This window comes from Algimonas arctica (assembly GCF_014652695.1).
Classification (GTDB): domain Bacteria; phylum Pseudomonadota; class Alphaproteobacteria; order Caulobacterales; family Maricaulaceae; genus Litorimonas; species Litorimonas arctica.
Genome location: NZ_BMZH01000001.1, coordinates 368274 through 393801 on the forward strand (window position 1 = coordinate 368274; position 25528 = coordinate 393801).

Genomic DNA, 25528 nt, shown 5'->3' on the forward strand with positions numbered 1-25528 from the left:
GTTTAAGCGCGCCTATATGACAATGACAGATCGACCCTTCTCTCATAAATCGTCGCGTCCTCGTGCGGCCATAATTCTCGCAGCGGGCAAAAGCACGCGCATGAAGTCCTCTAAATCCAAAGTTCTGCATGATTTGGCGGGTCTGAGACTCATCGAATGGGTGCGGACGTGTGCCTTAGAGGCAGGCTGCGAGCGCATCATTTGTGTTGTGGGTGACGCCAATCAGGATGTGAGAGACGCCGCCGAGGCGCTGTCTATGGAAATTGCCGTGCAAGAACCGCAGCAGGGCACAGGCCATGCCGTTGATTGTGCGAAAGATGCCGTCGGTGACTTTGAGGGGGATATCGCCGTTTTATTTGCGGATACCCCGTTGATTACGACGCAAACGCTTAATTCTGTCTTTGAGGCTTTGACCGAGGCGGATGTGGCTGTGCTGGGTTTCGAGGCCAATGTGCCGGGCGCATACGGGCGCTTGATCGAACGCGACGGTACACTGGAAAAGATTGTTGAGGCCAAAGAAGCGTCCGCCGAAGAGCTGGCGGTGACTCTCTGCAATAGCGGTGTTTTGGCTTCGCAATCGGGACGACTTTTCAAAGCCTTAGAACAGGTCACAAATGAGAATTCCAAAGGTGAATATTATCTCACCGACGTGATCGAAATTATGCGCAAGGATGGCGGTTGCGCGCGTGTTGTCCGAGGCCATGAAGACGAGATGTTAGGGGTGAATTCGCGCGCCGACCTTGCTGCGGCAAATGCCTCCTTCCAAACGAATATGCGCAATATGGCGCTCGAAGACGGTGTCACGCTACGGCATCCGGAGACGGTGTATTTCAGCTACGATACCGTGATTGAACGCGACGCGGTGATTGGCGAAAACGTTGTTTTTGGCCCCGGAGTTATCGTGAAGTCCGGCGCAACCATTCATGCGTTCTGTCACATTGAAGGCGCGACAGTCGGTGAGGGCGCGTCCGTCGGTCCGTTTGCGCGGCTCCGGCCCGGAACAGACCTCGGTCCTGATAGTTTTATCGGAAATTTCGTGGAAGTGAAAAACACGAAAGTGGGGCGCGGATCCAAAGCCTCCCATCTGACCTATCTCGGCGACGCTGTTATCGGCGCGGGCTCCAATATAGGGGCGGGCACGGTAACCTGTAACTATGACGGGTTCTTCAAACATAAAACGACGATTGGTGACGGCGTCTTTATCGGCACGCACACATCGCTTGTTGCGCCCGTGACCATTGGCGATGGCGGTTTTACCGCGACAGGGGCGGTAGTCACAAAAAATGTTCCTGCGGATGCCCTCGCCATTGCGCGTGTGGATCAAGTCAACAAGCTGGGCTGGGCGGCTCGGTTTCGCGAGGCGATGAGTAAACGGAAAGCCAAATCATGAGTGTTGCCAAAGAAAACGCCGCGCTTGCCGCGCTTGAATTTGTCAAAGATGGCATGGTGTTGGGCCTCGGATCGGGTAGCACCGCCGAAATCTTTCTCGAAAAGCTAGGCGACAAGGTTGCGGGCGGCCTCAAAGTGTCCGGTGTCCCGACGTCGCAACGCACCGCCGAGGTCGCCAGAGACGCGGGCATCCCTTTATTGAACCCGGACCGTGTTGAGCGGATCGATCTCACGATTGATGGCGCCGACGAAGTGGATCAAGCGTTTCACCTTATCAAGGGTGGTGGGGCGTGCCTCTTGCGAGAGAAGATTATCGCCAATGCTTCCAAAAAGATGCTGGTGATCGTTGATGACCGCAAGATGGTGGAAACCCTCGGCGCGTTTGAGCTTCCGGTGGAAGTTGACCCCTTCTGTCTCGGTCTGACGGCGCAACAAGTCTATGACGCGCTCTTAAAATCAGGCTGCAAGGACGGTGTGACAACGTTACGGCAAACCAAGGATGGCACCGGACCGCTCGTGACCGATGGCGGTCATTATATTCTCGACTGCCATTGCCGCGAAATTCCCGATCCGGTTGCGACTGCGCGCGCCTTGGCCGCTATTCCGGGTGTGATGGAAACGGGTCTGTTCATTGATCTCGCAGATGTCATTATCATCGGCGAAGTCGATCATGCTAAAGTGCTTGAAATTAAACGAGATACACCATGAGTGATTACGACTACGATTTATTTGTTATTGGCGCCGGGTCCGGTGGGGTTCGGTCTGGCCGTCTCGCGGCCCAGCTCGGTAAGCGCGTGGGTGTAGCGGAAGAAAGCCTTCCGGGTGGTACCTGCGTTGTGCGGGGCTGTGTGCCTAAAAAATATCTCGTCTATGGGGCTGACTTCGGTGAAGCGATCGAAAAATCGAAAGGCTTTGGTTGGTCGGTTGAGAATGTGACTTTTGATTGGGGGACACTCCGCGACAATATCCAGACCGAAGTGAATCGTCTGTCTGGGATATATTCGACCATACTTGAAAAAAACGGGGCTGATCTCTTTCGGGAACGCGCTGAACTGGTCGATGCACACACGATCCGTCTTTGTAAGAGTGGAGTGACAAAAACGGCAGAGACGATTCTCATCGCCGTGGGGGGCTCGCCGTGGTCACCCAACATAAAAGGTATCGAGCACGCCATTGTATCTGATGATATTTTTCATCTCCCTGAACAGCCGAAACGCATGTTGATTATCGGTGGCGGCTATATCGCGTGCGAATTTGCCGGCGTGTTTGCCGGCTTAGGGACAGATGTTATCCAAGCCTATCGTGGCGGTCGCTTGCTAAATGGATTTGACGCCGAAGTGCGCGATGAGGTCGGTGCTCTTCAGAAACGAAACGGCATTGATACCCGCTTTAACATAAGCCCAACAGAAATTCGTAAGACCGATGGCGGGTTCATCGTGGCATTTAGTGATGGATCAAAAATCGGCACAGATTGTGTTTTGATGGCGACGGGTCGGCGTCCAAAGACGGATACGCTGGGTGTCAAAGCGGCTGGGGTTGACGTTGATTCAAACGGGGCTGTGAAAGTCGACAAATTTTCGCGGACGACACAGCCGAATATCTATGCTGTTGGCGATGTCACCAACCGGATCAACCTGACGCCCGTGGCCATTCGCGAGGGCGCGGCGTTTATCGAAACGGTGTATAAAGACAACCCAACTGCCTTTGATCACGATAATATTGCCTCCGCCGTATTCACCCGTCCTCCGGTCGGGACATGCGGAATTTCAGAAGGTGAGGCGCGTAAGCGGTATGGCGACGACGTCACCGTTTACACGACGAGTTTCCGGCCCATGAAAAATGTTCTGTCGGGTAGCGAGCACCGTTGTTTCATGAAGGTCATTACGCAGGGCAAGAAAGAGATTGTGATCGGTGTCCATCTTGTCGGAGACGATAGTGCCGAGATGATCCAAATGGTCGGGATCGCGATTAAAGCGAAATTAACCAAAGCTGACTTTGACTCGACCTGTGCGGTTCACCCCACAATCGCCGAAGAAATTGTGACGCTTAAACCGCGTGAGCTGAATAAGACCACGGTCGTCACATAGGGTTGTGGCATAAAAAAAGCGCGGCGATCAGGCCGCGCTTTTCAAATGTTTGGGTGACTTAGTCAGCCAATTCTTCTTGTTTTTGAATTTCAGCGTCCTTGCGGTCGTTGAATTCCTTCAGAGCCTTTGTTTCTTGGGCGTCTGACAAAGTGTCCTTGGCGGCTGGGAAGAATTCGTCCTCTTCCTCATCCACATGGTGGGTGACCTTATGTGCCAATTCACCGAATAAATCGTCCCAGACGTCGGCGCTTTGATCCATCGCGTCTAGCTTTTCGATCATCTCGTGCATTTGTTGATGTTCTTCTACGGCATGACGCGTGTCATCTGTGCCGTCCGGTTTAGCCATCAATTTGGAGTAAAAGGCTTGTTCTTCAGCCGAGGCATGGGCTTCCAACTCGACTTTTATGTCTGTCCATAGGGCAGCGCGTTTTTCAGAGCCGGGCTTTGAAGCCTTAATAGATTTGATCAATTCTCGTTGTTTATCGTGATCTTTTTCGAGGCGTTTATAAATATCCATGATGTCCTTTCCGGAGGGCGTTGCATTTGAAACAACAACGACCTCCGGATCGGTTTCGTTCCCAAATGCTTTAGTCTGCCTCAATGAGGCCGACCTTGCCGGCCGCTTCAACCATCGCCTTCTGAATTTTCTCAAAAGCCCGTGCTTCAATCTGACGGATACGTTCGCGTGAGACGCCGTAAACCGTAGCCAGTTGCTCTAGCGTGAGTGGCGCTTCGGATAAGCGGCGCTTCATGAAAATATCGCGTTCGCGGTCGTTTAAGTCGCCCATAGCGTCTTGTAGCAAATCCATCCGGGCATCATGTTCTTGTGTGTCAGCCAAGGTCGACTCTTGGCTTTCCGTGTCATCTTCGAGCCAATCTTGCCATTGGGTTGATCCATCCTCAGCGCCAATTTGGACATTCAGCGATGCATCACCGCCGCCCAACATGCGCCGGTTCATGGAAATGACTTCTGTCTCTTTCACGCCCAAAGTCGTCGCGATTTTACTGAGGTGTTCTGGCTTAAGATCGCCGTCCTCAATCGCTTTCATCTCGCCTTTCATGCGGCGGAGATTGAAGAAGAGTTTCTTCTGCGCGGCGGTCGTGCCCATTTTGACGAGAGACCAAGACCGCAGCACATATTCTTGAATGGCGGCTCTGATCCACCACATGGCATAGGTCGATAGACGAAAACCGCGATCGGGATCGAATTTCTTGACGGCTTGCATGAGGCCGACATTGCCTTCGGAAATGACTTCGCCGATGGGCAAGCCATAGCCGCGATACCCCATCGCAATTTTGGCCACAAGGCGCAGGTGAGATGTTACCATCTGCTCTGCCGCGTCGGTATCGCCATGTTCGGCCCAGCGTTTCGCGAGCATAAACTCTTGCTGTTTCTCCAGCATCGGAAATTTTCGGATTTCCTGAAGGTAGCTATTGAGCCCTTGCTCAGGCGACAACGTTAAAGACAGTCCGCCTGTATTGCCGGATTTCTTCTTCGTTTCTGTGCCGCGTCTTGCGCTTAAGGTTTTACTGTCAGCCATTGGGTGGTGTCCTCCTGACGGAGTTATGTAGGAATTCTATTCGTGATTTAAAGTGCGTTTAAAGCGAAGATCGGCCGCTTGAAAGACGCGATATTGTGATCAACCTATCTTCTCCTTAACATTTGTGCGGCGTGGCGTCTTGAATATCTACAAGGTATTTTTTTCGGGTCAGGCTTGGATTGCCATCATGGAGGCCGGGCATTGGTGGTATATGTTGGTGTCGGGGTCTTGCGGTGGACGAACCGCAGCCTTCACGATAAAGCGCCGAATATGAGCCGATATAATAAACTAGATCAATTAGGGGCAGATAGCCCACTGCCATCATCTCCAGATGAAGCGGTGTTAGAACGTGTCGCGAACCCGTGCAGCGAGCCGTATATGGTTCGTTTGGTTGCGCCCGAGTTCACGTCAATTTGTCCTGTCACAGGGCAGCCTGATTTCGCCCATTTGGTCGTTGATTACTGTCCGGATGAATGGATCGTAGAAAGCAAAGCGTTCAAACTTTTCTTGGGGAGCTATCGAAACCACGGCGATTTCCACGAAGCCTGCACGACGGGAATCGCGCAACGGCTCGTGCGCGAAATTGCGCCCAAATGGCTCCGTATTGGCGGTTATTGGTATCCGCGCGGAGGTATTCCGATTGATGTGTTTTACCAATTTGGCACGCCACCCAAAGGTCTGTGGATCCCCGATCAGGGGGTTCCACCCTACCGCGGCCGCGGTTAAATCTCTGCCCAGCGGACGGCTCATCAAGAATAAGTGAACAGCCATCTATCTGAATTGTGGGTTCCAATGGCGGATTTGAACCGCTAGGCGACAGTATGGCCCACGTACACACCCCGCTTAATCTTGTATGCGACGACGCAGATGATGTCTGTGTATGGTCGGAAATGAAACGCGAAGCGACGATCTATGCGCAAAAGGAAGTGGCTCTATCGTCGCTTTTACACGCGACAGTGCTGGCGCAGGAAGATCTTGGTTCGGCGCTGGTCAATCATCTGGCGCAAAAATTATCAAGCGATGACTTCTCGGCCTTAAAATTGCGCACAGTGTTAGCTGAAGCCGTAGAGAGTGATCCGACACTGGTTCCTTGCATCGCACGTGACCTCCAAGCCGTAAAACAGCGCGACCCGGCGTGTCACTCGCATCTACAATGTTTCCTCTATTTTAAAGGCTTCCTTGCAATTCAGACGCATCGTTGCGCCCATGCGCTCTATAAATCTGGGCGCGATTTGGTTGCGTATCACTTACAATCCCGAAGCAGCGAGTTGTTTGGCGTCGACATTAACCCGGCGGCCGAAATTGGCTGTGGTATCATGCTAGATCACGCCACAGGCTTCGTCATGGGCGAGACGGCGCGGATCGGTGACGATTGCTCTATCCTGCAAGGCGTGACGCTGGGCGGGACGGGCAAAGCCGAAGAAGATCGCCATCCGAAAATTGGCGATCGGGTTCTGATCGGCGCGAATGCGTCTGTTCTGGGTAACATCATCATCGGCAATGGCGCGAAGATTGCGGCCGGGTCCGTGGTTTTGAAAGCTGTACCAGAAAATTGTACCGTGGCGGGTGTTCCCGCCAAGCCGGTCGGCGGCTCTTGCGGCGATCCCGCCGCGGCCATGGACCAATGTTTATAAAATATTTCAAGGATAATACGCCATGACTCCCGAACAAATTAAATCCGTCCGAGACTATCTGTGTAAACGCTTCAAGACTGAGGCCATTCGCATTTCGCCGCGCAAGGTGCAGGATAGTGTTGAGGTTTATCTCGACGACGAAATTCTCGGTCTTCTTTATATTGATGATGAAGACAAAGACGATATTTCCTATGATCTGAATATGTCGATCCTCCAGCAAGATCTTGACGCTTAATGGCTGTTTTTGCGCTCGATGAATTCACGCCCGCGCTCCACGAAAGTGTCTGGGTTGCGGATACGGCGTCAGTCATCGGTAATATCGTCATGGCCGAGGATAGCTCAGTTTGGTTTGGCGCGGTCATGCGCGGCGATAATGAGCCGATCAGAGTCGGCGCCCGGTCTAATGTGCAAGACAATGCAGTTCTGCATTCTGACCCGGGCCAGCCTCTGACAATTGGTGAGGATGTCATTATCGGCCATCAGGTCATGCTACATGGCTGCACGATCGGGAATGGTTGCCTGATCGGGATTGGCGCGACGGTTTTGAATGGCGCACAGATTGGCGAAGGCTGTATCATTGGCGCGCACGCGCTGGTCACTGAGAATAAGGTGATTCCGCCCAACAGTTTGGTGGTCGGTTCTCCCGGACGTGTGATGAAAACCCTAGGCGAAGCCGAAGCGAGCTTTCTCAAGCTCAATGCCCAAGTCTATGTCTCGAACGCCAAGCGTTTCCAGAACGGCCTCCGCCGCATTGACTAGGCTAGTTCTGCTGAGCGGCGAAGATTTGCTTTAACTGACCGTCCACGTCGGCGCCTAGATTATACGCTGAGAACTCGGAATGAGTCGCGTCGACAACAAAGAGACGGTCACTGACCGATAGGGTCGGGCCCAGGGCAGATTTCATCTGCTCAGGGTCGGAACTCGACTGTAATAGCCATACACTATCGCCAATCTGCTGGGGTTCCCCGAGCGATTGCAAAGTCTGTAGAAACGCCATTGAGCGTCCCGACCGAATTTCGGCCATGATTAGCATCAGAGATGTGTGTTCGGGTTGGACCGGGGGCGCAGGCGCAAGTTGCGTTGCTGACTCTACCGCAGGCGCAAGGAACCAATGCGCAATTTCAAGCCAATTTTTCGCGGGTTGATAGCCTTGGTCTGGACGCATGGAGAGGTCTGAAAGCGCCGTGACACGACCTTCCTGCACATAGGTCCAAACAGTACGGTCATCAAAGGGGCCATAGACTGTGCCCGACACGCGAATGTACCAAAGACGTCCGGCCGCGCCATCTTTTCCGCCGTTTGTTTCCATCGTATTTCTATAGTGTGGGTTCATGGGGCTGAATAGCTACGAAAGTGATCTATTGCGGATGTTGCGAGGATTTAACGCCATGACCACGGCCAGCGCCATGGCCAGCCCGGCGCAGACTAAGGCGGCTAAGGCTACATCGAAATCGCCTGTGGCCAAGCGCATTCCAAAGATGATTTGGATCATCACTGTCATGGCTGACAAGGACGTCAGAATCGGGCGATCTGCAAGCCATGATCTATAGAGCATAAGCGCGGCTAACCCGGCCACGATCAAGCCGACGATGCCTGCGAGAAGTAAGGATGGATCGCCAACGCCAATTCGGGACAGGCGCATAGGGTCTGCGATAATGGTGCAAACGAGACCAAAGATGGCTTGCGTCAGCATAACATCCGCCAAGGAGAGGCGACGAGCAAACCAACCGACAAGCGAAACAAACAGGACCATACCTTGAATGGCAATCAGGATCATGACGCCCAAATTGGGAAGGGGTGTGGCAAAGCGACCGGCTTGTCCGGCGAAATCACCCATAAGAAAGAGCTGGAAGCCAATCGCGGCCAAAGCAAACACGACGCCCGAGAGGATCATGGGTAACTCAGCCGCCACATAGCCGCGATTAAAGTAAGCGCGCAGGGCAATTGCTGAGGCAATTGCAAAGACGGAAAGGATCGCGAGCGCGCCCGGAGTGGGTATTCCAAAGGCGGCCATAAGAGTTAGTGTTGCGCCCATAACAGCCACCAGCGATACACCTGCGATGATACGGGATCCGGCCATCACACTGCCGCAGAGACCAATTGCAAATAAGCCGAGCGTTGCGACCTGCGCATCAAGCCGCATGCGGGTTAGGCCATCCGAGTCGATCATCAATCCGAACAAGGCCAAAATCGCGAGGCTTAAACACGCGCGTGAGCGGGTTAAGGTGCCGACAATGGCAAAAATCATTGAGAACAGAAGCGGCCCTGCGCCACTGGGCCAAAGGTTTAAAGCCGGTAGGAGAATGAGAAGAGCTAAACTCGCAAAGACGGCCACCGCGAGGGCCAAGACGCCACGGGCCACCGTAAGCCATAGCGGCAAGCCGTAAAGAACGGCTGAGGCGGCGAGCGCGCTCAGAGCGCATAACAGACCCGTCTCACGGGCCGGAAGACCGACACGCAAGGAAAACAGGGTCAGCACGGACGAGACAACAAAGAATACAAGAGCCGTCAGCCGGCTGGTGGTCCAGATGACACCGTGATCCGCAGGATCCTCAATCGTTATCACGCTTTCATGGGGAAAGGGGGGCGGGGATTGCGACGGTGGGTCGCCCGCAGTCGGGAGGCCCGCTGCAAGAGCGAGATTGCGCCGCGACACGATATTATCGTTCGCCAGACCTTTTCGTATAAATCCGTTCATGGGCTAGCGCATATCGGTGCGGGAGAGTGATGTCGCGGACAGACACCGTCTGGGCGAGTGGCTATCGTTAATTTTCCCTTAACGTCAAAGGGGGCTTTCTCTCTAAGTCTGAGGACCGGACCCTGCTTCAGGTCCGCCCACAGGAGAGGCGGCACTGGGCATATCACCCAGAATATCGATGACCGAACGAATGAGCGGAATTTCATGTTGCATCGCGCGATAGCCCCGCTCGATCAACTCGTCCGCGCGCGTGAACTCTAACATACCGATATGACCGATGCGGGGGGCGACGAAAACATCGGGGGGGTCGCCAGCCAGACGCGATCGGGAAATACGGTCCATGACGATATTCAACGTACCCATCATCACAGAACCAATGCGCGGGCTCTTCCCAGCCTTGGCTCCACCCAGTAACGATTTCAACAAGATACGGTCAGGTCTTAACTTATTTAAAGATTGCTGAGCCATGATAGCCATTTCTGCCATGTCAGGTTCGGCTTGATTCTCAACGTCGAAATCAACCTCGTGGCTGGTTCCGACAGGACCAAAAGCATCGCCATTGAGCGATACAGCAATCACCAAGTGCGCTCCCATCGCTCGACAGGCTGAGACCGGAACGGGATTCACAAGCGCCCCATCAATCATATAACGATTATCAATTTTTATGGGTTCGAATGCGCCGGGCAGCGCATAGGACGCCCGGATCGCAGGTATAACGGGGCCTTGCTGCAGCCAGACTTCATACCCTGTGCGAAGATCACAGGCGACAGCGGCAAACCGTCTGTCGAAATCCTCAATATTTGTGTCTTTGAGATAATGTTCGAGGACTTTAACGAGCCGCGCGCCCTTCATCAGGCCTGATCCGCCCCATGACAGATCCATATAATGTATGACCCGTTTTTTATTGAGGGACCGCGCCCACTTTTCTAACGAATCCAAACGTCCGGCAAGGTAGGCCGCGCCGACAACGGAGCCGATTGACGTGCCGGCAATAATGTCCGGTTCGATATCGGCTTCAATCAGGGCCCGTAGCGCCCCAATGTGGGCCCAGCCCCGCGCGACACCGCCGCCCAGTGCAAGCCCGATGGGCGGGCGTTTTCCGGTACCGATAGTGGATGAGTCGAGACGCATAGACCCGCTAAACCACGGACGTCGGGATGCAGCAAGGAGAACCCGTTAATATGAGCGCAGGCTGAATAACATCCTCATGGAACCGCCATAAATATTACGCTAAGTCATCTGCGAGACAAGGGAGAGCGTCATGAAAAAATCTATTGCCATCATCGCATTGGGGGTTTGCTTTGGCGCAAGCGTGACGGGCTGTCAGACAATTTCGGAAGAGGCCTGTCTGTCAGGGAGTTGGGAAGATATTGGTTTTAAGGACGGAGAGGCCGGACGGTCCCGTTCGCGATTAGCCGATATTTCTGAACGCTGCGCCAAATTTAACGTGATGCCTGATCGTATCGCTTACATTCGCGGCTTAGAGTTAGGGTTACAACGCTATTGCGGGCCTAGCACAGGCTATGATCATGGCCGGAGCGGTCAGTCCCCGAACGCTGAATGTGATGCTGGAGGGTTCGCGGACTATCTGGATGGCTATGCCGATGGGAATGAAGTCTATCAATTGGAATCAGAACGGAATGACCTCATTTCGCGGTGGTCTGATCAGCGCGAGGCCTATCTCAATGTATCGGGACGACTTGAGGCGGAGGATCTATCGGCGAAGGAACGCCGCCGTCTTGAAAAGAAAGCGGCCCGTCTCGCCAATGATATGGATGATCTCCGGATCGACATTCGGGCAATGGAACAGCTGCACGGTCTGCCGCGATGGAGCCCACCAACCGACTAAAGTCGGCAAATTGCAGCCCGCACTAAACGCTGGGAGGCTCACATTCCGGGGTTTCATCGGCGTGGACACTGCGGGCTGTAAAGGCGCCGCCAAAGCCTGAACGCAAGCCGTAGTGATAATAGCAATTGCCCTTTTGGAAAACGTTGAAGCAAGCATCATGCGTGCCGCCGTCCCAATTTGTGTAGTGAAAACAAATCACATTCGCCATGATTTTCCATGTGCCGACATCGACCTTGTCGCCGTGGGTATGGCGCGTTGTGCCGTCGGACTTTGTTGTCTCCATAAAGGCAAAGCTATCAATGTTAGGGCGTTTGAAATTATACGTGCCCCGGTGCGTCTTGTCAGAGAAAGCGGCGCGTAGCTGATCTTCGCCCAAGGGGAGTTCTTGTGAGGGGTCCGGTAAGAAATCGCCGTTGAGGTTCGGCGTCATGGGCGGATCATACAGGGGCAGGTTGGGGGGCGCATTCTGAGCGAAGGCGGAGCCAGCATAGACAGCCGTCAAAATCAGAGCGTAACGAAGTTTAAGCAATGGACGGCTCGCAGTCTGGTGTTTCGCCGTCAATCACACTGATCGCGACGAGATCGCTCGTGAAGGCTGACAGGGCGTAATAACAGTTTCCGCGTTGATAGATGGAAAAACACCCGCCGTTTAAGTCATTATAGGTGAAGCAAACGACATTATTGCGAGTGCGCCATTCCCCCGCAGAGATAATGCCGTCGCGATTATGGACGGTTGACCCGTCTGCTTTCATCTCTTCGGTAAAGGCAGGATCCAAAGTTTCCCAGTCTTCATATTCATAATAGCCGCGATGGGTTCGGTCCATGAACAGAGCCGTTAGTGCGTCGCCATCCAGGGGTAATTCTTGGGTTGGATCAGGCGGGCCGTAAGGGTCGATCGCCGTCGTTTGCGCGAGCGCAGAGTTCGCGAGCGTGCCCGCTGTGCAAAAACCAATAAAAAGAACACTCAGAAATCGCATATGCCACCCTTACCATGACGACCTTGGATCGCCATGTTAAGTCGCAGATATGAATGACCAAAACCCTAAACCCAGAAGCCGCTCAAGACAGCGGGGCACACGCTATCAGCGTGCGCAGGATCGACGTATTGCGCAAAAAAAGGCGGATCAGCGTTTTTACAACGTAATTTTTGGCCTCATTGGTGCTTGTGTCCTCGTAGTCCTTGGCCTCGCCATGATTGCCAGTTCTGGCAATGCGCCACAGGTCGGCGGCGGTGAAACCTTGTTTCAGACTGTATTTTTAGGGCTTACCGTTTTGGAAATTGGCGGACTTGTTCTTGTCGCTATTATCGCCTTTTTTATGTGGCGACGTATTACAAAGCGCTGAAGATGAATGATCCCGGTTGAATCGGGATGGCTGATCTTCTAAATGGCGCGACTTTTCAACGTTAGGGTAACATCATGGCGACCAATTTCGCGATCGTCGGCGCGACCGGCAATGTCGGGACAGAAATGCTCGAAATTCTATCCGAGTCGGATATTGAAGTCGGTGACGTTTATGCTGTCGCGTCCCGTAACTCGCTCGGGCGTGAAGTCAGCTTTGGTGACAAGACCCTCAAATGTGTGGATCTTGAGACCTTTGATTTCAACAAAGTCCATATCGCACTGATGAGCGCAGGTGGGGAGATCTCCAAAAAATGGTCGCCCAAAATCGCCGCCACAGGGGCCGTTGTTATTGATAACAGCTCCGCATGGCGCATGGACCCGGATGTGCCGCTGGTCGTGCCCGAAGTGAATGCTGATGCGGTTGAAGGATTCTACAAGAAAAACATCATCGCCAACCCGAACTGCTCCACCATTCAAATGGTTGTGGCACTAAAACCGTTGGACGATCGGGCCGGAATCAAACGTGTTGTTGTCTCGACCTATCAATCCGTCTCAGGTGCCGGGAAGAAGGCGATGGATGAACTTTGGCTGCAAACCAAAGGGATTTATACAAATAGTGAACTGCCCGCGATCAATTTTCCGAAACGGATCGCCTTTAACGTCATTCCTCAAATCGATGTCTTTATGGAAGATGGCTACACGAAAGAAGAATGGAAGATGAAGGTCGAGACGATGAAGATCCTAGGATCTCACGTCAAAGTCGCCGCGACTTGTGTGCGGGTCCCCACCTTTGTCGGTCACGCCGAAGCGATCAATGTCGAGCTCAAAAGTGAACTTTCCGCTGATGATGCGCGTGCGTTGCTGCGCGAAAGCCCCGGGTTGATGGTCATTGACCAGCCGGATGGGGAAGATGCCAACTATATCACACCGATCGAATGTGTCGGTGAATTTGCGACCTTCGTTTCACGCATTCGCGAAGACAGCACGCAAGATAATACGCTCGATATGTGGGTCGTGTCGGATAATTTACGTAAAGGCGCAGCGCTTAACACGGTGCAAATCGCTGAGCTTTTGGTTCACCGAAAGCTGTTGAAGAAATAACGGACCGACATTTTTGAATAAAAAAGGCCGCTCCTCGGAGCGGCCTTTTCTGTATCTGGGAGTCGCGCTCTTACTCGACGGGGTTTCCGTCAGCGTCGACTTCAATAATCGGCAAGCCCAGCGTCTGCAGTTTTGCCATTTGTGTTGCTTTGTCGCCAATGATCACAACGATCATTTCGTCCAAATCAAGATGTTTGGCGGCTAACGCATCGGCTTCGCCCTCGGTGAACGCTTCGAGAATCGCTTTCTGTTCCGCAATATGCTCCGTGCCCACATTGTAAGTGGCCATGCGCGCAAGGATATTGAGTTTCTGTGACGGCGTTTCGTAGCGTCGTGCTTCTGATTGGCCAATCGCCGCTTTGGTAAAGGCGATTTCGTCTGCTGTCGGTCCGCTTTCATGGAAGGTCTTAATTTCCTTGAAGAACTCTTGCACCGATTCTGTGGTGACATCAGAGCGAACGCCCGCAGACGCGCGATACTGACCGCGATCTTCTTGGCCGATAAAGCTGCCGCGCGCGCCATAGGTATAGCCCTTATCTTCACGGAGATTGAGATTGATGCGGGAGTTAAACGCACCGCCCAACGAGTAGTTCATCAATGTTGCCCGATAGAACTCGCCGGTTGGATTATAAGCAAGGGATGGTTTCCCGATCCGGATTTCGGACTGAGCGGCCCCCGGCTTATCAACGAAGTAGAGCGTTCCGGGAACGCCGGATGGGGACACGCTGATTGACGCTAGAGTCGGCTGTCCGCCATCCCATTCACGAATCGGAGACAAGGCCTTTTTAATCTTCGCTTCCGACATGTCAGAGACAACGAGAATGCTCGCAATTGACGGTGTGACATAGGTTTCGTAGAACGCTCGCACATCGTCTAGGGTGACAGATTCAACGGTCTCAGCCAAACCGGAGCTTGGATAAGCATAAGCTTTATCAGTGCCGTAAATCATTTTGTTAAACAGATCAGTCGCCGTAGAAGCAGGGTCTTTCTTACCGGCTTCGATGCCTTGGAGCTGATTGGCCTTCATCCGATCAAAATCAACTTGATCAAATTTAGGGTTTAACATCGCGTCCATTGCAATGGCGATCGTTTCATCAACATTTTCTGATAGGCTCCGGATCGTCATCGTTGCGTAAGTGTCCCCCGCGCCGCCTCGGAATGAGGAGCCGAGTTTATCCAGCGCATTAGCCCGGTCTTCGACGGACATCATCTCGGACGCTTCTGCTAACATTTGCATGGTCATCGAGGCGACTCCCAATTTGTCGAGGCTTTCGTCTTTTTGACCTGCATTGACGCGAATTTGTATGGTCGTGGTTGGAGTCTCGGAATTGACAGCCCCGTAGAGCGGGATGCCCGCGACAGAACTCGTATAGACTTTGGGCGCTTTGATTGAAGGCGCTTCGCCCGGTGCAGGGACAGCGGAGCGATCGAAATCATCAACCGGGGCAGCCCATGCCAGCGTTTCGCCAGCGACTTGTGGCGGAATAGTCCGCTCATACCGCTGCCACGTGTCGGCCCGGGCAATCATCTCTGGCTTACCTTCTGGCACGATCGACATGATCACAGCAGGTTTGTCTTTGATGTATGTATCGTAGACACGTTGCACATCTGCCGCTGTCACATTGCGGTACCGTTCAATATCGGACGAAATGCCATTCGGCGTGTCGCGATAAGTCTCATAGGCCGCCAAGCTGCTAACTTTACCCGAGACAGACTCGAGGCCGTAAATCATGCCAGAGACAATGCCCGCTTTGGTGCGAGCCAGGTCATCCTCAGTCACACCCCGTGTTTCAAACTCAGCCAGCGTTGCCCGAACGAGCGGTTCGATATCGGCAAGCGATTTTACTTTCGCGGGATTGGCCAGCACTGTCATTGAGAACGAGCAGTGTAGCTCGGCACAGCCGTGGCCCGCGTTTGCACTCGTAGCGAGACCCGGCTTTTCTAGGTTTTTATAGAGCAGTGAGGACGGTCCGCCGCCAACAATATCCATCAAAACGTCAAGCGCCGCTTCATCGGGGTGAGTGGCGTAAACAGTTGGCCACGCCATACGAAGCAAGGGCAGCTGCACATTATCTTCTAAAGAGACATAACGGTCTGCATCAAGCGTAACGGGTAATTTCTCAGGTTTTTTAACCTCAGGACCACGCGGGACGGGCCCGAAATATTTTTCAATCATGCGCAAAGTTTCGGCGCGATCAATATCGCCTCCAATCGTCAATGTCGCATTGTTTGGGCCATACCAACGCAAGAAGAACCGTTTCAGATCATCAAGGTCGGCGCGGTCCAAATCTTCAAGGTAGCCAATGGTCGACCAGCTATAGGGATGACCCTCAGGATACATAGCTTCGCCCATCCGCTCCCAGAGCAGACCATAGGGCCGATTATCGACGCGCTGTCCGCGTTCATTTTTAACCGTATCACGTTGAACTTCGAATTTTTTCTGTGTCACGGCATCGAGGAAATACCCCATCCGGTCGGCTTCCAGCCACAACATCCGCTCTAACTGATTGCTAGGAACTGTCTGGTAGTAGTTCGTACGATCAGAGTTCGTTGACCCGTTGAGCGTGCCGCCTGATTCTGTGATCAATTTGAAATGCTGTTCGTCAGCGACATTTTCAGATCCTTGAAACATCATATGTTCAAAGAAGTGCGCAAAGCCAGATTTTCCGACTTCTTCACGGCCTGATCCAACGTGATAGGTCACATCAACGTGGACGATCGGGTCGCTTTTATCTTCGTGCAGAACAACCGTTAGACCATTGTCGAGGACATATTTTTCATATGGGATTGCAACATCTTCGTTTTCACCCGTGTAGCGTTCGACCAATGTAAAACGTGCCGGAACCTTAATGTCGGCCATCATCGCCGCGGGCGAGGTGGAGTCCATAGAATCAACGGTCGTCTGACACGCAGCAACAGCAATTGCGGCTGTGCCTAGAAGTAAAAGGCGGGCGAAAGGCGTTGTCATAAAGGGTCCTGTGGCTAAGTGAATATTTATCGTTAAACAGATAATTTGCACGACACGAGTCGACTGTCCACTCATCGAGGATCAAATATTGGTGAATTCGAGGCAAATGATTGCGGTCACGGGCGTGATCGAAGCATGTCTACGCGCTATGTAAGTCGCCGAGCCAACGGTTACACGAATGCGGTGAGGCGCGTCGCAATGTCAGCGAGGGCCTCGTCGAACCGTTCCGGCGCAAAGTTCAGAAGCACACGGTCGCGCGATAGGGTGGCGAGGTGTTGCCGCAGAGCTGGGTCGTCCATAATGGCCATCATTTGAGACACGACGGCCGCAGCATCCCCAATGGGAACGACGGCGGGGCTTCCATAGAGTGTTTGCGGCATTTGCCCTGTGGCTGTCACAACACAAGGCAGGCCCGCCGTCATGGCTTCGTGCGCGGCGATACAGAGGCCTTCATTCCGGCTTGGCTGAACATAGCCGTGCGCCGTTGCCAGAAAGCGCGGAATATTTTCGAGATGGCCTTTGAGGGTGATGTGTGCAGACAGGCCAAATCGCGCAATGCTGTCTTCTAGCTGTGCGCGCTCCGCCCCATCGCCAGCAATCTCTAGAGACCAATCAGACCGCATTTTAAGGGGCGCGAGCGCTTCGATTAGGGCGGCGTGATTTTTGTTGGGATGAAGCCGGCCCACGCTGACCCATCGGAACATCCCGTCTGAGACGGACGTGGCTTGGGGGGCGCTCGGATTCGCGACATAAAGTGGTAAAATCCGAATATCGCTCGGTGACAGACCGATGTTTTCTACCGCAAAGTCGAGCACGGATTGGGAATCTGCGACCCAGAATTTCGACAGGCGACACTGTCGTCGCAAAAGCCACCGGTTAATCGGTTTTAAAAACGCATTGTGCTGCCAGCTGATGACCGGGATTTTCAAACGTTTCCCGACCCGCTGACCCAGTAAGGTTGCCTGTGTCAGGGACGTCCAGATCGCGTCCGGCGGATTGCGTTCAAGTTCCTTTTTTAGCCAGCGTGCCGCTTTAATATGAGCCGTTTTCGCATAGGGCGCGCAGACCCAATCGACCCCGGCGGCCTCAAGGCGCTTTATGGCCAAGCCGTCGCGCATAGATAGCGCATAAACCGTTGTTTCAATCCCGTGCGTGCGGAGCCCCTCTACGATACGAGGCACCGGATATTGCGCCCCGCCAGCTTCAAACGAGTTTATAACATAGGCGAGACGGATAGAAGCTTAGCCCCTGCGCCACGGGTTACGGTTCGGCTTGGATGATGGGCTCGGCACTGTATCGGGCGCGCGTCGCGCAGGGCGGCTCGTCGTGCCAACTCGGCCTCCGCCATATTGCACAAGCGCATCTATCCGTTTCTCAATCGGCGGGTGGGTTGTAAACAAGCCTGCCAATCCCGTTCGGGGATTATAGATCGCCATTTCGCGCACTTCGTCGGGCACGGAGCTCATCACTGCATTCCCGGAAATTTTTTGGAGAGCGCGTATCATCGCGTCCGGATTTTTTGTTAGCTCGACAGCGCCAGCGTCGGCCATATATTCCCGCTGTCGGCTCATCGTGAACCGGATCATGAGGGCGACAACGTAGGTTAGCGCTACAATAGCAAACGCGACTAAAATCAGAACGCCTGCGCTACCGCCGCCAGACCGATGGTTCTTACTGGTTCGGCCTAAATTGACGTGAAACATGCCGCGGAACAAGGTTTCCCCAACAAAAGCGAAGATGCCGACAAAGATGACGGCGATGATCAACATCCGGACATCTTTGTTACGGATGTGGCTGAGTTCATGCGCGATAACGGCTTCGAGTTCTTCGTCGTCTAAAGCTTCCATCAGGCCGCGTGTGAGCGTGACTTGGTAATTACTGTCGCGAATGCCAGACGCAAACGCGTTCATGGCCGTCGTGTCCATCACCATCAGGCGCGGCGTGGTCATCCCGCGTGAAATCGACAGGTTTTCAAGCATACGGTAGGCGCGCGGTTCTTGGCTTATTGTCACGGGTTTCGCCTTTGTAGCCGCATTGATCATGGCGTTATGACCAAAGAAGGCAATGCCGAACCACGCGCCCGCGCCGCCCAATGCATAGGGGGCCGCCGACGGCAACATCTCGGCCGCTTGCCTAAACCCGCTATCGAGCGTGGCATCGCTGCTCATGCCCAGAAAGCCGAGCATTATCCCGTAGAATAAGATCAAGAGCAGGACAGGAAAAAACCCCAGAAGCAAGACGCTGCGGAGGTTATTGTTCCAAATATGGGTCCGAAGCCCCGTCGCCTTCATCAACATGATCTAGTCAACATGAGCCGACGAAAGCATTCTTTAGGTACCGAAATCAACGGCAGGAGGCGTTTGCAAGGCTTCGCGACCTTCTGGGGCTTCGAAGAATTCACGCTCATTAAAGCCAAATGGACCCGCGATCAGCACAGCCGGGAATTGCTCGCGCGCTGTATTATATTCCTGTGAGGCATTGTTGTAGAAACGACGCGCTGCGGCGATTTTATTTTCAATGTCCGCCAGTTGATCCTGCAACTGCAGGAAATTCGTGTTGGCTTTTAGCTCTGGATAGGCTTCTGCGAGTGCAAAGAGCTTGCCCAGTGCGGCCGAGAGCATACCCTCAGCGGCAACTTGTCCCCCCACGGTATCTGCGCTGACAGCGCGATTACGCGCTTCGATGACTTCGCGGAACGTGTCTTTTTCGTGCGAGGCGTAGCCTTTGACCGTATTGACGAGACTTGGAACGAGGTCTTGACGCTGTTTCAGCTGGACTTCGATATCCGACCAAGCTTGGTTGGTTGTTTGTCGCAAGGCAACGAGACGATTGTATAGGCCAATGATCAGAATGGCCAGAAGGGCAACGACGCCCAAGATCACAAGAAGAGTTGTCATACAGACTAATTAAGTCGGGCGGAGGCTTGGCGCAAGTCTAATCCCAAAATCCGGTTACGAGCCCCGGGAACACAATCAGCAGGGCAATCAGCGAGAGCTGAATTCCGATAAAGGGGATAACACCCCGATAGAGGTGCGCTGTCGTGACCTCCGGCGGCGACACGCCGCGAAGGTAGAACAGCGCAAATCCGAATGGCGGTGTGAGGAAGCTGGTCTGTAGGTTCAACGCCATAACGACGCCGAGCCAAACCGGATCAATTCCGGCGGCAAGCAAAGGCGGTGCGACGAGCGGGACAACAACGAAGGTAATCTCAATAAAGTCGAGGAAAAAACCAAGCACAAACATCACGATCATGACGAGCGTGAACGCGCCCCATGTCCCGCCGGGGGCCGAAGCCATGAGGTGTGCGACCATCTCGTCCCCGCCCAGACCGCGGAAAACGAGGCTAAAGATCGTGGCGCCGATAAGGATGACAAACACCATCCCGGTAATATGCAAAGTGGAGCGAGACACATCCGCGAGCTGACCATTTCGGAGCAGTCTCCGGATGCCAATAAACGTGCCGACAACACCAATCAAAACAAGAATGGCGGCTAGTCCACCTGACAAAGCTTCCGGTCCCGTCCAATCCGACTGGGCGAGCCTGAGGTCCACGCCGGTGAGATCAAGCGCGACAATGGCAAGAAGTGACAGAGCGGCCCAGAGTGGCCATTTGCGATCATTAGGGAACAATCGTGTTGCCGCCAGCAACATCGCGCCCAATGCGCCCAGAGCCGCGCCGCGAGTTGGTGTTGCGTAGCCAGACAGGATTGAGCCGAGCACCGCGACGATCAAAAATATAGGCGGGATCATCGCTTTCGCAGACTTCCAGAGGAGCGCCTTAGCGTTTGTATCATCAGGCCACGGTTGTGCGGGCGCTTTCTCAGGCGTCAATACGGCTGTGATGAAAATATAAAGCGCATAGGCCCCAACCAAAATGAGACCGGGAATGAGCGCGCCTGCAAATAAATCCCCGACGGACACGACGGCGTCAGTCTTCAGGCCGTATGATCGCTGGGCCTCTTGGAAGGCATTGCCGATTTGATCGCCAAGAATAACAAGAACGATGGACGGCGGTATAATTTGGCCCAGCGTTCCCGACGCCGCAATCGATGCGGAGGCGAGGGGGATGTCATACCCGCGCTTGAGCATCGTCGGCAGGCTCAAAAGCCCCATTGTTACAACGGTCGCGCCAACAATCCCCGTGGAGGCGGCGAGAAGGGCTCCAACAAATATGACCGAAATGCCGAGACCGCCGCGCAACGGACCAAATAAGTCGCCCATATTTTGTAACAGCTCTTCCGCAATGCGCGACTTCTCCAGCATTACCCCCATGAAGACAAAAAGCGGCACGGCCATCAAAATTTCGCGCGTGATGAGGGGGTAAATTCGAGCCGGCAGGGAGAGAAAAAAGCTCGGATCAAACAGGCCCATCGCGCTCCCTATTCCCGCGAAAATAACGCTGACACCCGCGAGCGTAAACGCGACATTGTAGCCCGCCATCAACCCACCGCAGGCGGCGATAAACATCAATGTTGCAAGAGTTTCCGCCGGGCTCACAATGTATCCTCACGTGTGACCTGAAAGAACGGTGCGACGCCCTTAGGGCGCGGGGGGCGATCTTCTCCATTAAGCGCCATCGCGGCCCGCAATGCGATTGCGAGGCCCTGCATAATGAGCGAAATCGCGAAAATCGGGATAAGTGTTTTGAGTAGAAAAACCCCGCGAATACCGTTGCTTTCCGTCGATCCTTCAAGCGTCATCCAGGCAAAGCCGACAAAGGTTTGGCTGTTCCAAATGATGAGAAGGCAGACGGGCGCCAACAGCAGGTAAAAGCCGACCAAATCGACACGGGCGCGGGCCACTGTGCCCATTCTCTCATGGAATATATCGACCCGCACGTGTTGACCAGCCAGCAGTGTCGCGGCCGCGCCCAGCGTAATGATGACCGCCTGAAGATAGAGCGCGCTTTCCAGCCATTTGACGGTCGTCGTGCCAAAGATTGATAAAGCAAAGACAGACGCGGCGACGCTGATGACAAGTACAGGCAAAGCCCATTTTACGATCTCACCGAGCGCGAATATTGTGCTATCAATTGAGCGGATGAGGGCGCTCGTCAGATCACGCAGCCAAGGTTTTGGGGCGAGCAAATAAATAACGGGAATGATCAAAGTAGGCAGAAACACCCAACCCACGGCTTTGATGACATCGGCCCACATGAACGCTCAGCCTCGGCTCAGCGTTCGGGCGCGAATGAAAGCACCGTCACTAATTTCAGTCCAGCGCGCGCTTTGATTGCGCGAGGCGAGGTAGCTATCGAAAATTTTGGTGACGAGGGGATCGGATTGAGCAATGTCGCCGACAATCTGATCCGACACTTGACCTACCGCGCGCAAAATGTCGTCCGGCATTAGCTGGGGTTCAATCCCGTAGCGATCGCGAAGCGTTTCTAACGCGCGCGCATTCATGATGGTATATTCGCCGAGCGACTGATCATTGGCGCTTTTGCAGGCGTGACGGATGATCGCCTGTTCAGATTTGGTCAGTCTTGCCCATCTGTCCAGATTGACGCCGACGGCCAGCGAGGCTCCGGGTTCATGGAATCCGGGAACATAATAGTTCGGGGCTTCGCGGAAAAATCCAAGGGCCAAATCATTCCAAGGCCCAACCCACTCAGTCGCATCGATCGACCCGCTTTGCAGCGCTTGATAGATTTCGCCGCCGGGGAGCAGGACAGGTGTTGCCCCCAGTTCGGAAAGAACACGTCCGCCAAGACCCGGCATCCGCATTCTCAGGCCACGTAGATCTTCGAGACCTGTCAGCTTCTTTTTGAACCACCCACCCGTCTGATGACCCGTATTCCCGGCTTGAAACGCAATGATATTAGAGCGCGCGGATAGCTCATGCCACATTTCTTGGCCGCCACCCCAATCGATCCAACCCATCAATTCGACCGCCGTCATTCCCATCGGGACGGCGGTGAAAAAGTTGAATCCCGGGGACACGCCTTGCCAGTAATATTCAGCCGCGTGGTACATGTCCGCCGCGCCCGTGCTGGTCGCATTGAAACATTCGAGCGCGCCGACCAATTCGCCCGCCGCGTAAACTTTGACCTCCAACGTGCCGTCGCTCATGTCGCGCACAGCTTTGGCAAAACGTTCTGGCATAATACCAAGGCCCGGGAAGTCCTTCGGCCAGCTGGTCGCCATACGGAACTGCTTGATCCCGCGATTAATATTCGGCGATCCGATTTCGGCAGAAGGAGCTGCGGCGGTCTTCTGACCGCGCGAGCCCGTTAACGCCCCAACGACACCCGCCCCCGCAGCGAGGGCGCCGGCCCCAAGGACAATGTCTCTGCGGCGGGTCATACGGTCACAGGCGTCATTGGCGTCCAGCCTCGATGTCCAAGAATTTCAGCGGGTTGAAAGCGACTTTTATAGTGCATTTTCGGGCTGCCGGGCACCCAATATCCGAGATAGAGGTAGGGTGAACCTTCGGCGTGACTGCGCTCGATTTGATCCAAAATCATAAAGTTACCGAGTGATCGGGCTGAGGCGTCTGGATCAAAGAAGCTATAGACCAGAGAGAGCCCGTCATTCAGTCGGTCAATCAACATACAGGCGATCAACACGCCGTCCATGTCGCGATATTCGACAATTTCAGTTTCCGAGGCACATTCTTCGACCATCATTTCGTAACGCGTGAAGTCCATATCGGACATCCCGCCCCCCGGATGGCGAAAGTCGAGATAGCGCGAAAGCAAATCAAATTGTTCCTGCCGCGCAATGGCCGGAGCCAGCGTAACAGATAGATCGGCATTTCGCTTGAGCGTGCGGCGAAACGTTCGGCCTGACGAAAATTCACCGACACGGACGCGTAAAGACCGACATTCGCGACAGGTCTCACAGGCGGGACGGTAGATAACGTTTTGGCTCCGGCGAAAGCCTGCATGCGTCAGATAGTTGTTGAGATGCGGGCCATCCAAGGGATCAAGCTGTGTGAATATCTTTCGTTCCATCCGGCCCGGCAAATAGGGGCAGGGCGCAGGGATCGTTAAGAAGAACTGCAATTGATTTGGATCGAACGGGTGGCTCATGCGTGTCTCTCTCCCCATCCTGATCGACGTAAACCTAACATGCCCTAAAGACCAAACAAGTATGGTGCGAGCAAGACGTAACTGACCCATAAAAGCAGTATGAGAGGAACCCCAAAGCGCGCAAAGTCCCCGAACCGGTAATGACCCGGGCCCATAACGAGCAAATTCGTCTGGTAGGCGATGGGCGTGGCAAAGCTACAGTTCGCGGCGAATATAACCGTCAAAACCATGACGATGGGGTCAATATCGGCTTTTTCAGAGATCGAGAGGGCAATCGGAGCGAACAAGAGCGCCGCCGCCGAATTGCTGATGATATTTGTGAAGATCGCGACAATTAAGAAGACAGCCGCGATCAAGGCTTGCGTGCCAAAGGGCAGGACAGCCGACACAACACTATTGCCGATAAACTCTGCACCGCCTGTCCGCTCTAAGGCCAGCCCCATGGCGAAGGCGGCTCCGATCAGCAGGAAAATCCGCATATCTAACGCGCGAACGGCTTGGCGGATGTTTAGACAGCCTGCCGCAATCATGCCGATGGCCCCGCCGAGCGCGGCAATTTCGATGGGAACGAAAGAGAGTGCGGCCAAAGCGATCGTGGCAACAAACACTATTCTCGCTAGTTTAGCCTTGCGAATATCTTGCAGTTCAGCAGTGCTCCAATCCAAGAGGATTAGATCACGGTTTTGCCGTAAGGCGCTGATATCCTTTTCATAACCAAACAAAAGGAGGATATCTCCGGCTTCCAACCGAATGTCCAACATCCGTTTTCGGATCATACGGGACCGGCGCTGAATGCCAAGCACAAGGCAGCCTGTTTGTCGTCGAAATCCGATCTGTTCAATATTCCGCCCAATCATGCGCGAGCCGGGAGCAACGACGGCTTCAGACAGCATAATGGAGCTGTCGGGCGACGCATCACCATCTGAAAAAGCACCAATATCCAGCATCCCATGCAAGTACTGAGGGCGCGTTTTGAGGAGGGCCGAGAGTTGCGGTCGTGTGGCTGCGATAATCAGCACATCCCCGCTTTGTAAGTTCTCTTCAAACGGCGGTAAAAACGCGGTCTCGCCACGTTGAACCATGCGGACAGTGACTTCGCGAAGCTGGCGGTACAGGCCCGCGACAGGCTCAACACCATCCAGTGGGTGGTCTGCGGTGACGCGGATTTGGGCGATATATTGCTGTCCGGTCGATTGTAGAGCCGGTTCCTCGGATTCGCGGTCCGGAATCAACCAAGGTCCAGCAATGACAATAAAGGTCGCGCCAATTGCCGCCAAAGTCATTCCCGGCACAAATTGCGTAAAGAAAGACAAGGATAAATCCGTGGTTCGGACCAGTACATCATTGACGAGCAGGTTGGTCGAGCTGCCGATAAGTGTCGTCATACCCGCGAGGATGCAGAGAAACGACAAGGGCATCATATAGCGTGAGGCTGTCACGCCCATTTTCCCGCTCATCGCGGCCAAAACGGGGATGAACATGACGACGACTGGCGTGTTGTTCATGAACATAGACACGGCGAAGGCCGCGCCAAAAACAAGGGTGAGTGTGCGGCGCGGCTTATGGTCAAGCGCCTTGTTAATGGCCACCGTCATGCTTTCAAGTGCGCCCGTTTGGAAGAGGCCTTGTCCCACAACAAGTAAGGCCATGATCGTGATCAAGGCGGGAGCCGCAAATCCGGACAGCATCGACGCTGAGTCGAGTCCTTGATCAGATGGCGTAAAAAGATTGCCAAACAGCATGAGGGTGAAAATCAGACCGACACTTGTCGTCTCGATTGAAAACCGTTCACTTACATAGAGGTAGACACCTACAGCGACAATCGCGAAGACGGCCCACATTTGAAAAAATTCGGGCAAGGCCCACATATATTGATCTCAGCTTT

Annotated in this window: 26 protein-coding genes; 10 read left to right on the plus strand and 16 right to left on the minus strand. The window is 53.9% G+C overall.

Annotated features, from left to right (window positions below):
• Nucleotides 1-22: 22 nt before the first annotated feature.
• The 3 genes from glmU to gor are packed head-to-tail and all read left to right on the plus strand — an operon-like array spanning nucleotide 23 to nucleotide 3476.
• Complete coding sequence (gene glmU / locus IE105_RS01760; RefSeq protein ID WP_189494989.1) at nucleotides 23-1390, plus strand: bifunctional UDP-N-acetylglucosamine diphosphorylase/glucosamine-1-phosphate N-acetyltransferase GlmU; 1368 nt, start codon at nucleotides 23-25, stop codon at nucleotides 1388-1390.
• Nucleotides 1387-2097 (plus strand): ribose-5-phosphate isomerase RpiA, encoded by a 711-nt coding sequence (gene rpiA / locus IE105_RS01765; protein ID WP_189494770.1) that lies wholly within the window; start codon nucleotides 1387-1389, stop codon nucleotides 2095-2097. Before glmU ends, rpiA begins: the two co-directional genes overlap by 4 nt.
• Entirely contained in the window at nucleotides 2094-3476 is a 1383-nt protein-coding gene (gor, locus tag IE105_RS01770) for a glutathione-disulfide reductase (RefSeq protein WP_189494772.1), read from the plus strand. The genes rpiA and gor overlap by 4 nt, the downstream gene beginning before the upstream one ends.
• 58 nt (nucleotides 3477-3534) lie before the next feature.
• Here the strand turns inward: gor and IE105_RS01775 are convergent, their stop codons facing one another.
• On the minus strand, nucleotides 3535-3993 hold the full coding sequence (locus IE105_RS01775) for a hemerythrin domain-containing protein (RefSeq protein ID WP_189494775.1): 459 nt from the start codon (nucleotides 3991-3993) through the stop codon (nucleotides 3535-3537).
• Between the two features lie 70 nt (nucleotides 3994-4063).
• Nucleotides 4064-5017 carry an RNA polymerase sigma factor RpoH gene (gene rpoH / locus IE105_RS01780; RefSeq protein ID WP_189494777.1) on the minus strand — a complete coding sequence of 318 codons (954 nt, stop codon included), beginning with the start codon at nucleotides 5015-5017 and terminating at the stop codon, nucleotides 4064-4066.
• Nucleotides 5018-5287: 270 nt separating this feature from the next.
• Here rpoH and queF point away from each other — a divergent pair, with 270 nt between their 5' ends.
• The 4 genes from queF to IE105_RS01800 all read left to right on the plus strand — a co-directional run bounded on the left by queF (nucleotide 5288) and on the right by IE105_RS01800 (nucleotide 7410).
• Complete coding sequence (gene queF / locus IE105_RS01785) at nucleotides 5288-5743, plus strand: preQ(1) synthase (protein WP_189494779.1); 456 nt, start codon at nucleotides 5288-5290, stop codon at nucleotides 5741-5743.
• 95 nt (nucleotides 5744-5838) lie between these two features.
• Nucleotides 5839-6651, plus strand: a complete 813-nt coding sequence (gene cysE, locus IE105_RS01790) for a serine O-acetyltransferase (protein ID WP_189494782.1) — start codon at nucleotides 5839-5841, stop codon at nucleotides 6649-6651.
• A 22-nt stretch (nucleotides 6652-6673) separates the two neighbouring features.
• Complete coding sequence (locus tag IE105_RS01795; RefSeq protein WP_189494784.1) at nucleotides 6674-6886, plus strand: DUF3126 family protein; 213 nt, start codon at nucleotides 6674-6676, stop codon at nucleotides 6884-6886.
• Nucleotides 6886-7410 carry a gamma carbonic anhydrase family protein gene (locus IE105_RS01800; protein ID WP_189494787.1) on the plus strand — a complete coding sequence of 175 codons (525 nt, stop codon included), beginning with the start codon at nucleotides 6886-6888 and terminating at the stop codon, nucleotides 7408-7410. Before IE105_RS01795 ends, IE105_RS01800 begins: the two co-directional genes overlap by 1 nt.
• A 1-nt stretch (nucleotide 7411) precedes the next feature.
• Here IE105_RS01800 and IE105_RS01805 read toward each other — a convergent pair whose 3' ends face one another.
• The 3 genes from IE105_RS01805 to IE105_RS01815 form a co-directional block, all read right to left on the minus strand.
• Nucleotides 7412-7960 carry a hypothetical protein gene (locus IE105_RS01805; protein WP_189494790.1) on the minus strand — a complete coding sequence of 183 codons (549 nt, stop codon included), beginning with the start codon at nucleotides 7958-7960 and terminating at the stop codon, nucleotides 7412-7414.
• Nucleotides 7961-7996: 36 nt separating this feature from the next.
• Entirely contained in the window at nucleotides 7997-9349 is a 1353-nt protein-coding gene (locus IE105_RS01810) for a hypothetical protein (protein WP_189494792.1), read from the minus strand.
• Between the two features lie 102 nt (nucleotides 9350-9451).
• Nucleotides 9452-10480 (minus strand): patatin-like phospholipase family protein, encoded by a 1029-nt coding sequence (locus IE105_RS01815; RefSeq protein ID WP_189494796.1) that lies wholly within the window; start codon nucleotides 10478-10480, stop codon nucleotides 9452-9454.
• 130 nt (nucleotides 10481-10610) lie between these two features.
• Here IE105_RS01815 and IE105_RS01820 point away from each other — a divergent pair, with 130 nt between their 5' ends.
• The gene (locus IE105_RS01820; protein WP_189494799.1) at nucleotides 10611-11198 is read left to right on the plus strand and encodes a DUF2799 domain-containing protein; all 588 of its coding nucleotides are present in this window, start codon (nucleotides 10611-10613) and stop codon (nucleotides 11196-11198) included.
• A 22-nt stretch (nucleotides 11199-11220) separates the two neighbouring features.
• Here IE105_RS01820 and IE105_RS01825 read toward each other — a convergent pair whose 3' ends face one another.
• Both IE105_RS01825 and IE105_RS01830 read right to left on the minus strand, forming a co-directional pair.
• The gene (locus IE105_RS01825) at nucleotides 11221-11727 is read right to left on the minus strand and encodes a hypothetical protein (protein WP_189494802.1); all 507 of its coding nucleotides are present in this window, start codon (nucleotides 11725-11727) and stop codon (nucleotides 11221-11223) included.
• Nucleotides 11720-12175, minus strand: coding sequence for a hypothetical protein (locus IE105_RS01830; RefSeq protein WP_189494805.1), 456 nt, complete (start codon nucleotides 12173-12175; stop codon nucleotides 11720-11722). Before IE105_RS01830 ends, IE105_RS01825 begins: the two co-directional genes overlap by 8 nt.
• Before the next feature lie 49 nt (nucleotides 12176-12224).
• Here IE105_RS01830 and IE105_RS01835 point away from each other — a divergent pair, with 49 nt between their 5' ends.
• On the plus strand, nucleotides 12225-12542 hold the full coding sequence (locus tag IE105_RS01835) for a hypothetical protein (protein WP_189494807.1): 318 nt from the start codon (nucleotides 12225-12227) through the stop codon (nucleotides 12540-12542).
• Between the two features lie 74 nt (nucleotides 12543-12616).
• Nucleotides 12617-13642, plus strand: coding sequence for an aspartate-semialdehyde dehydrogenase (locus IE105_RS01840; protein ID WP_189494808.1), 1026 nt, complete (start codon nucleotides 12617-12619; stop codon nucleotides 13640-13642).
• 70 nt (nucleotides 13643-13712) lie between these two features.
• Here the strand turns inward: IE105_RS01840 and IE105_RS01845 are convergent, their stop codons facing one another.
• The 9 genes from IE105_RS01845 to IE105_RS01885 form a co-directional block, all read right to left on the minus strand.
• The gene (locus IE105_RS01845) at nucleotides 13713-16610 is read right to left on the minus strand and encodes a M16 family metallopeptidase (protein WP_189494810.1); all 2898 of its coding nucleotides are present in this window, start codon (nucleotides 16608-16610) and stop codon (nucleotides 13713-13715) included.
• Between the two features lie 170 nt (nucleotides 16611-16780).
• Nucleotides 16781-17845, minus strand: coding sequence for a glycosyltransferase (locus tag IE105_RS01850; RefSeq protein ID WP_308429054.1), 1065 nt, complete (start codon nucleotides 17843-17845; stop codon nucleotides 16781-16783).
• A gap of 6 nt (nucleotides 17846-17851) precedes the next feature.
• Entirely contained in the window at nucleotides 17852-18907 is a 1056-nt protein-coding gene (locus IE105_RS01855) for a M48 family metallopeptidase (RefSeq protein WP_189494814.1), read from the minus strand.
• A gap of 33 nt (nucleotides 18908-18940) precedes the next feature.
• On the minus strand, nucleotides 18941-19507 hold the full coding sequence (locus tag IE105_RS01860) for a LemA family protein (RefSeq protein WP_189494816.1): 567 nt from the start codon (nucleotides 19505-19507) through the stop codon (nucleotides 18941-18943).
• A 37-nt stretch (nucleotides 19508-19544) separates the two neighbouring features.
• Nucleotides 19545-21107, minus strand: a complete 1563-nt coding sequence (locus tag IE105_RS01865) for a TRAP transporter large permease (protein WP_233353924.1) — start codon at nucleotides 21105-21107, stop codon at nucleotides 19545-19547.
• Entirely contained in the window at nucleotides 21104-21766 is a 663-nt protein-coding gene (locus IE105_RS01870) for a TRAP transporter small permease subunit (protein ID WP_189494818.1), read from the minus strand. Before IE105_RS01870 ends, IE105_RS01865 begins: the two co-directional genes overlap by 4 nt.
• A gap of 6 nt (nucleotides 21767-21772) precedes the next feature.
• Complete coding sequence (locus IE105_RS01875) at nucleotides 21773-22915, minus strand: TRAP transporter substrate-binding protein (protein WP_189494820.1); 1143 nt, start codon at nucleotides 22913-22915, stop codon at nucleotides 21773-21775.
• Nucleotides 22912-23643, minus strand: coding sequence for an arginyltransferase (locus IE105_RS01880; protein ID WP_189494823.1), 732 nt, complete (start codon nucleotides 23641-23643; stop codon nucleotides 22912-22914). The genes IE105_RS01875 and IE105_RS01880 overlap by 4 nt, the downstream gene beginning before the upstream one ends.
• Before the next feature lie 44 nt (nucleotides 23644-23687).
• Complete coding sequence (locus IE105_RS01885) at nucleotides 23688-25511, minus strand: SLC13 family permease (protein ID WP_189494825.1); 1824 nt, start codon at nucleotides 25509-25511, stop codon at nucleotides 23688-23690.
• Nucleotides 25512-25528 lie beyond the last annotated feature (17 nt).

Excerpts from the sequence above, each read along its gene's own strand:
- IE105_RS01810 (WP_189494792.1), bottom strand. The coding sequence starts at position 9,349 with ATGAACGGATTTATACGAAAAGGTCTGGCGAACGATAATATCGTGTCG.
- IE105_RS01820 (WP_189494799.1), top strand. The coding sequence starts at position 10,611 with ATGAAAAAATCTATTGCCATCATCGCATTGGGGGTTTGCTTTGGCGCA.
- rpoH (WP_189494777.1), bottom strand. The coding sequence starts at position 5,017 with ATGGCTGACAGTAAAACCTTAAGCGCAAGACGCGGCACAGAAACGAAG.
- IE105_RS01800 (WP_189494787.1), top strand. The coding sequence starts at position 6,886 with ATGGCTGTTTTTGCGCTCGATGAATTCACGCCCGCGCTCCACGAAAGT.
- IE105_RS01775 (WP_189494775.1), bottom strand. The coding sequence starts at position 3,993 with ATGGATATTTATAAACGCCTCGAAAAAGATCACGATAAACAACGAGAA.
- IE105_RS01840 (WP_189494808.1), top strand. The coding sequence starts at position 12,617 with ATGGCGACCAATTTCGCGATCGTCGGCGCGACCGGCAATGTCGGGACA.
- IE105_RS01835 (WP_189494807.1), top strand. The coding sequence starts at position 12,225 with ATGAATGACCAAAACCCTAAACCCAGAAGCCGCTCAAGACAGCGGGGC.
- IE105_RS01885 (WP_189494825.1), bottom strand. The coding sequence starts at position 25,511 with ATGTGGGCCTTGCCCGAATTTTTTCAAATGTGGGCCGTCTTCGCGATT.
- IE105_RS01870 (WP_189494818.1), bottom strand. The coding sequence starts at position 21,766 with ATGTGGGCCGATGTCATCAAAGCCGTGGGTTGGGTGTTTCTGCCTACT.
- IE105_RS01880 (WP_189494823.1), bottom strand. The coding sequence starts at position 23,643 with ATGAGCCACCCGTTCGATCCAAATCAATTGCAGTTCTTCTTAACGATC.
- IE105_RS01845 (WP_189494810.1), bottom strand. The coding sequence starts at position 16,610 with ATGACAACGCCTTTCGCCCGCCTTTTACTTCTAGGCACAGCCGCAATT.
- IE105_RS01815 (WP_189494796.1), bottom strand. The coding sequence starts at position 10,480 with ATGCGTCTCGACTCATCCACTATCGGTACCGGAAAACGCCCGCCCATC.
- queF (WP_189494779.1), top strand. The coding sequence starts at position 5,288 with ATGAGCCGATATAATAAACTAGATCAATTAGGGGCAGATAGCCCACTG.
- IE105_RS01805 (WP_189494790.1), bottom strand. The coding sequence starts at position 7,960 with ATGGAAACAAACGGCGGAAAAGATGGCGCGGCCGGACGTCTTTGGTAC.
- IE105_RS01875 (WP_189494820.1), bottom strand. The coding sequence starts at position 22,915 with ATGACCCGCCGCAGAGACATTGTCCTTGGGGCCGGCGCCCTCGCTGCG.
- IE105_RS01860 (WP_189494816.1), bottom strand. The coding sequence starts at position 19,507 with ATGACAACTCTTCTTGTGATCTTGGGCGTCGTTGCCCTTCTGGCCATT.
- rpiA (WP_189494770.1), top strand. The coding sequence starts at position 1,387 with ATGAGTGTTGCCAAAGAAAACGCCGCGCTTGCCGCGCTTGAATTTGTC.
- cysE (WP_189494782.1), top strand. The coding sequence starts at position 5,839 with ATGGCCCACGTACACACCCCGCTTAATCTTGTATGCGACGACGCAGAT.
- IE105_RS01795 (WP_189494784.1), top strand. The coding sequence starts at position 6,674 with ATGACTCCCGAACAAATTAAATCCGTCCGAGACTATCTGTGTAAACGC.
- IE105_RS01855 (WP_189494814.1), bottom strand. The coding sequence starts at position 18,907 with ATGTTGATGAAGGCGACGGGGCTTCGGACCCATATTTGGAACAATAAC.
- glmU (WP_189494989.1), top strand. The coding sequence starts at position 23 with ATGACAGATCGACCCTTCTCTCATAAATCGTCGCGTCCTCGTGCGGCC.
- IE105_RS01830 (WP_189494805.1), bottom strand. The coding sequence starts at position 12,175 with ATGCGATTTCTGAGTGTTCTTTTTATTGGTTTTTGCACAGCGGGCACG.
- gor (WP_189494772.1), top strand. The coding sequence starts at position 2,094 with ATGAGTGATTACGACTACGATTTATTTGTTATTGGCGCCGGGTCCGGT.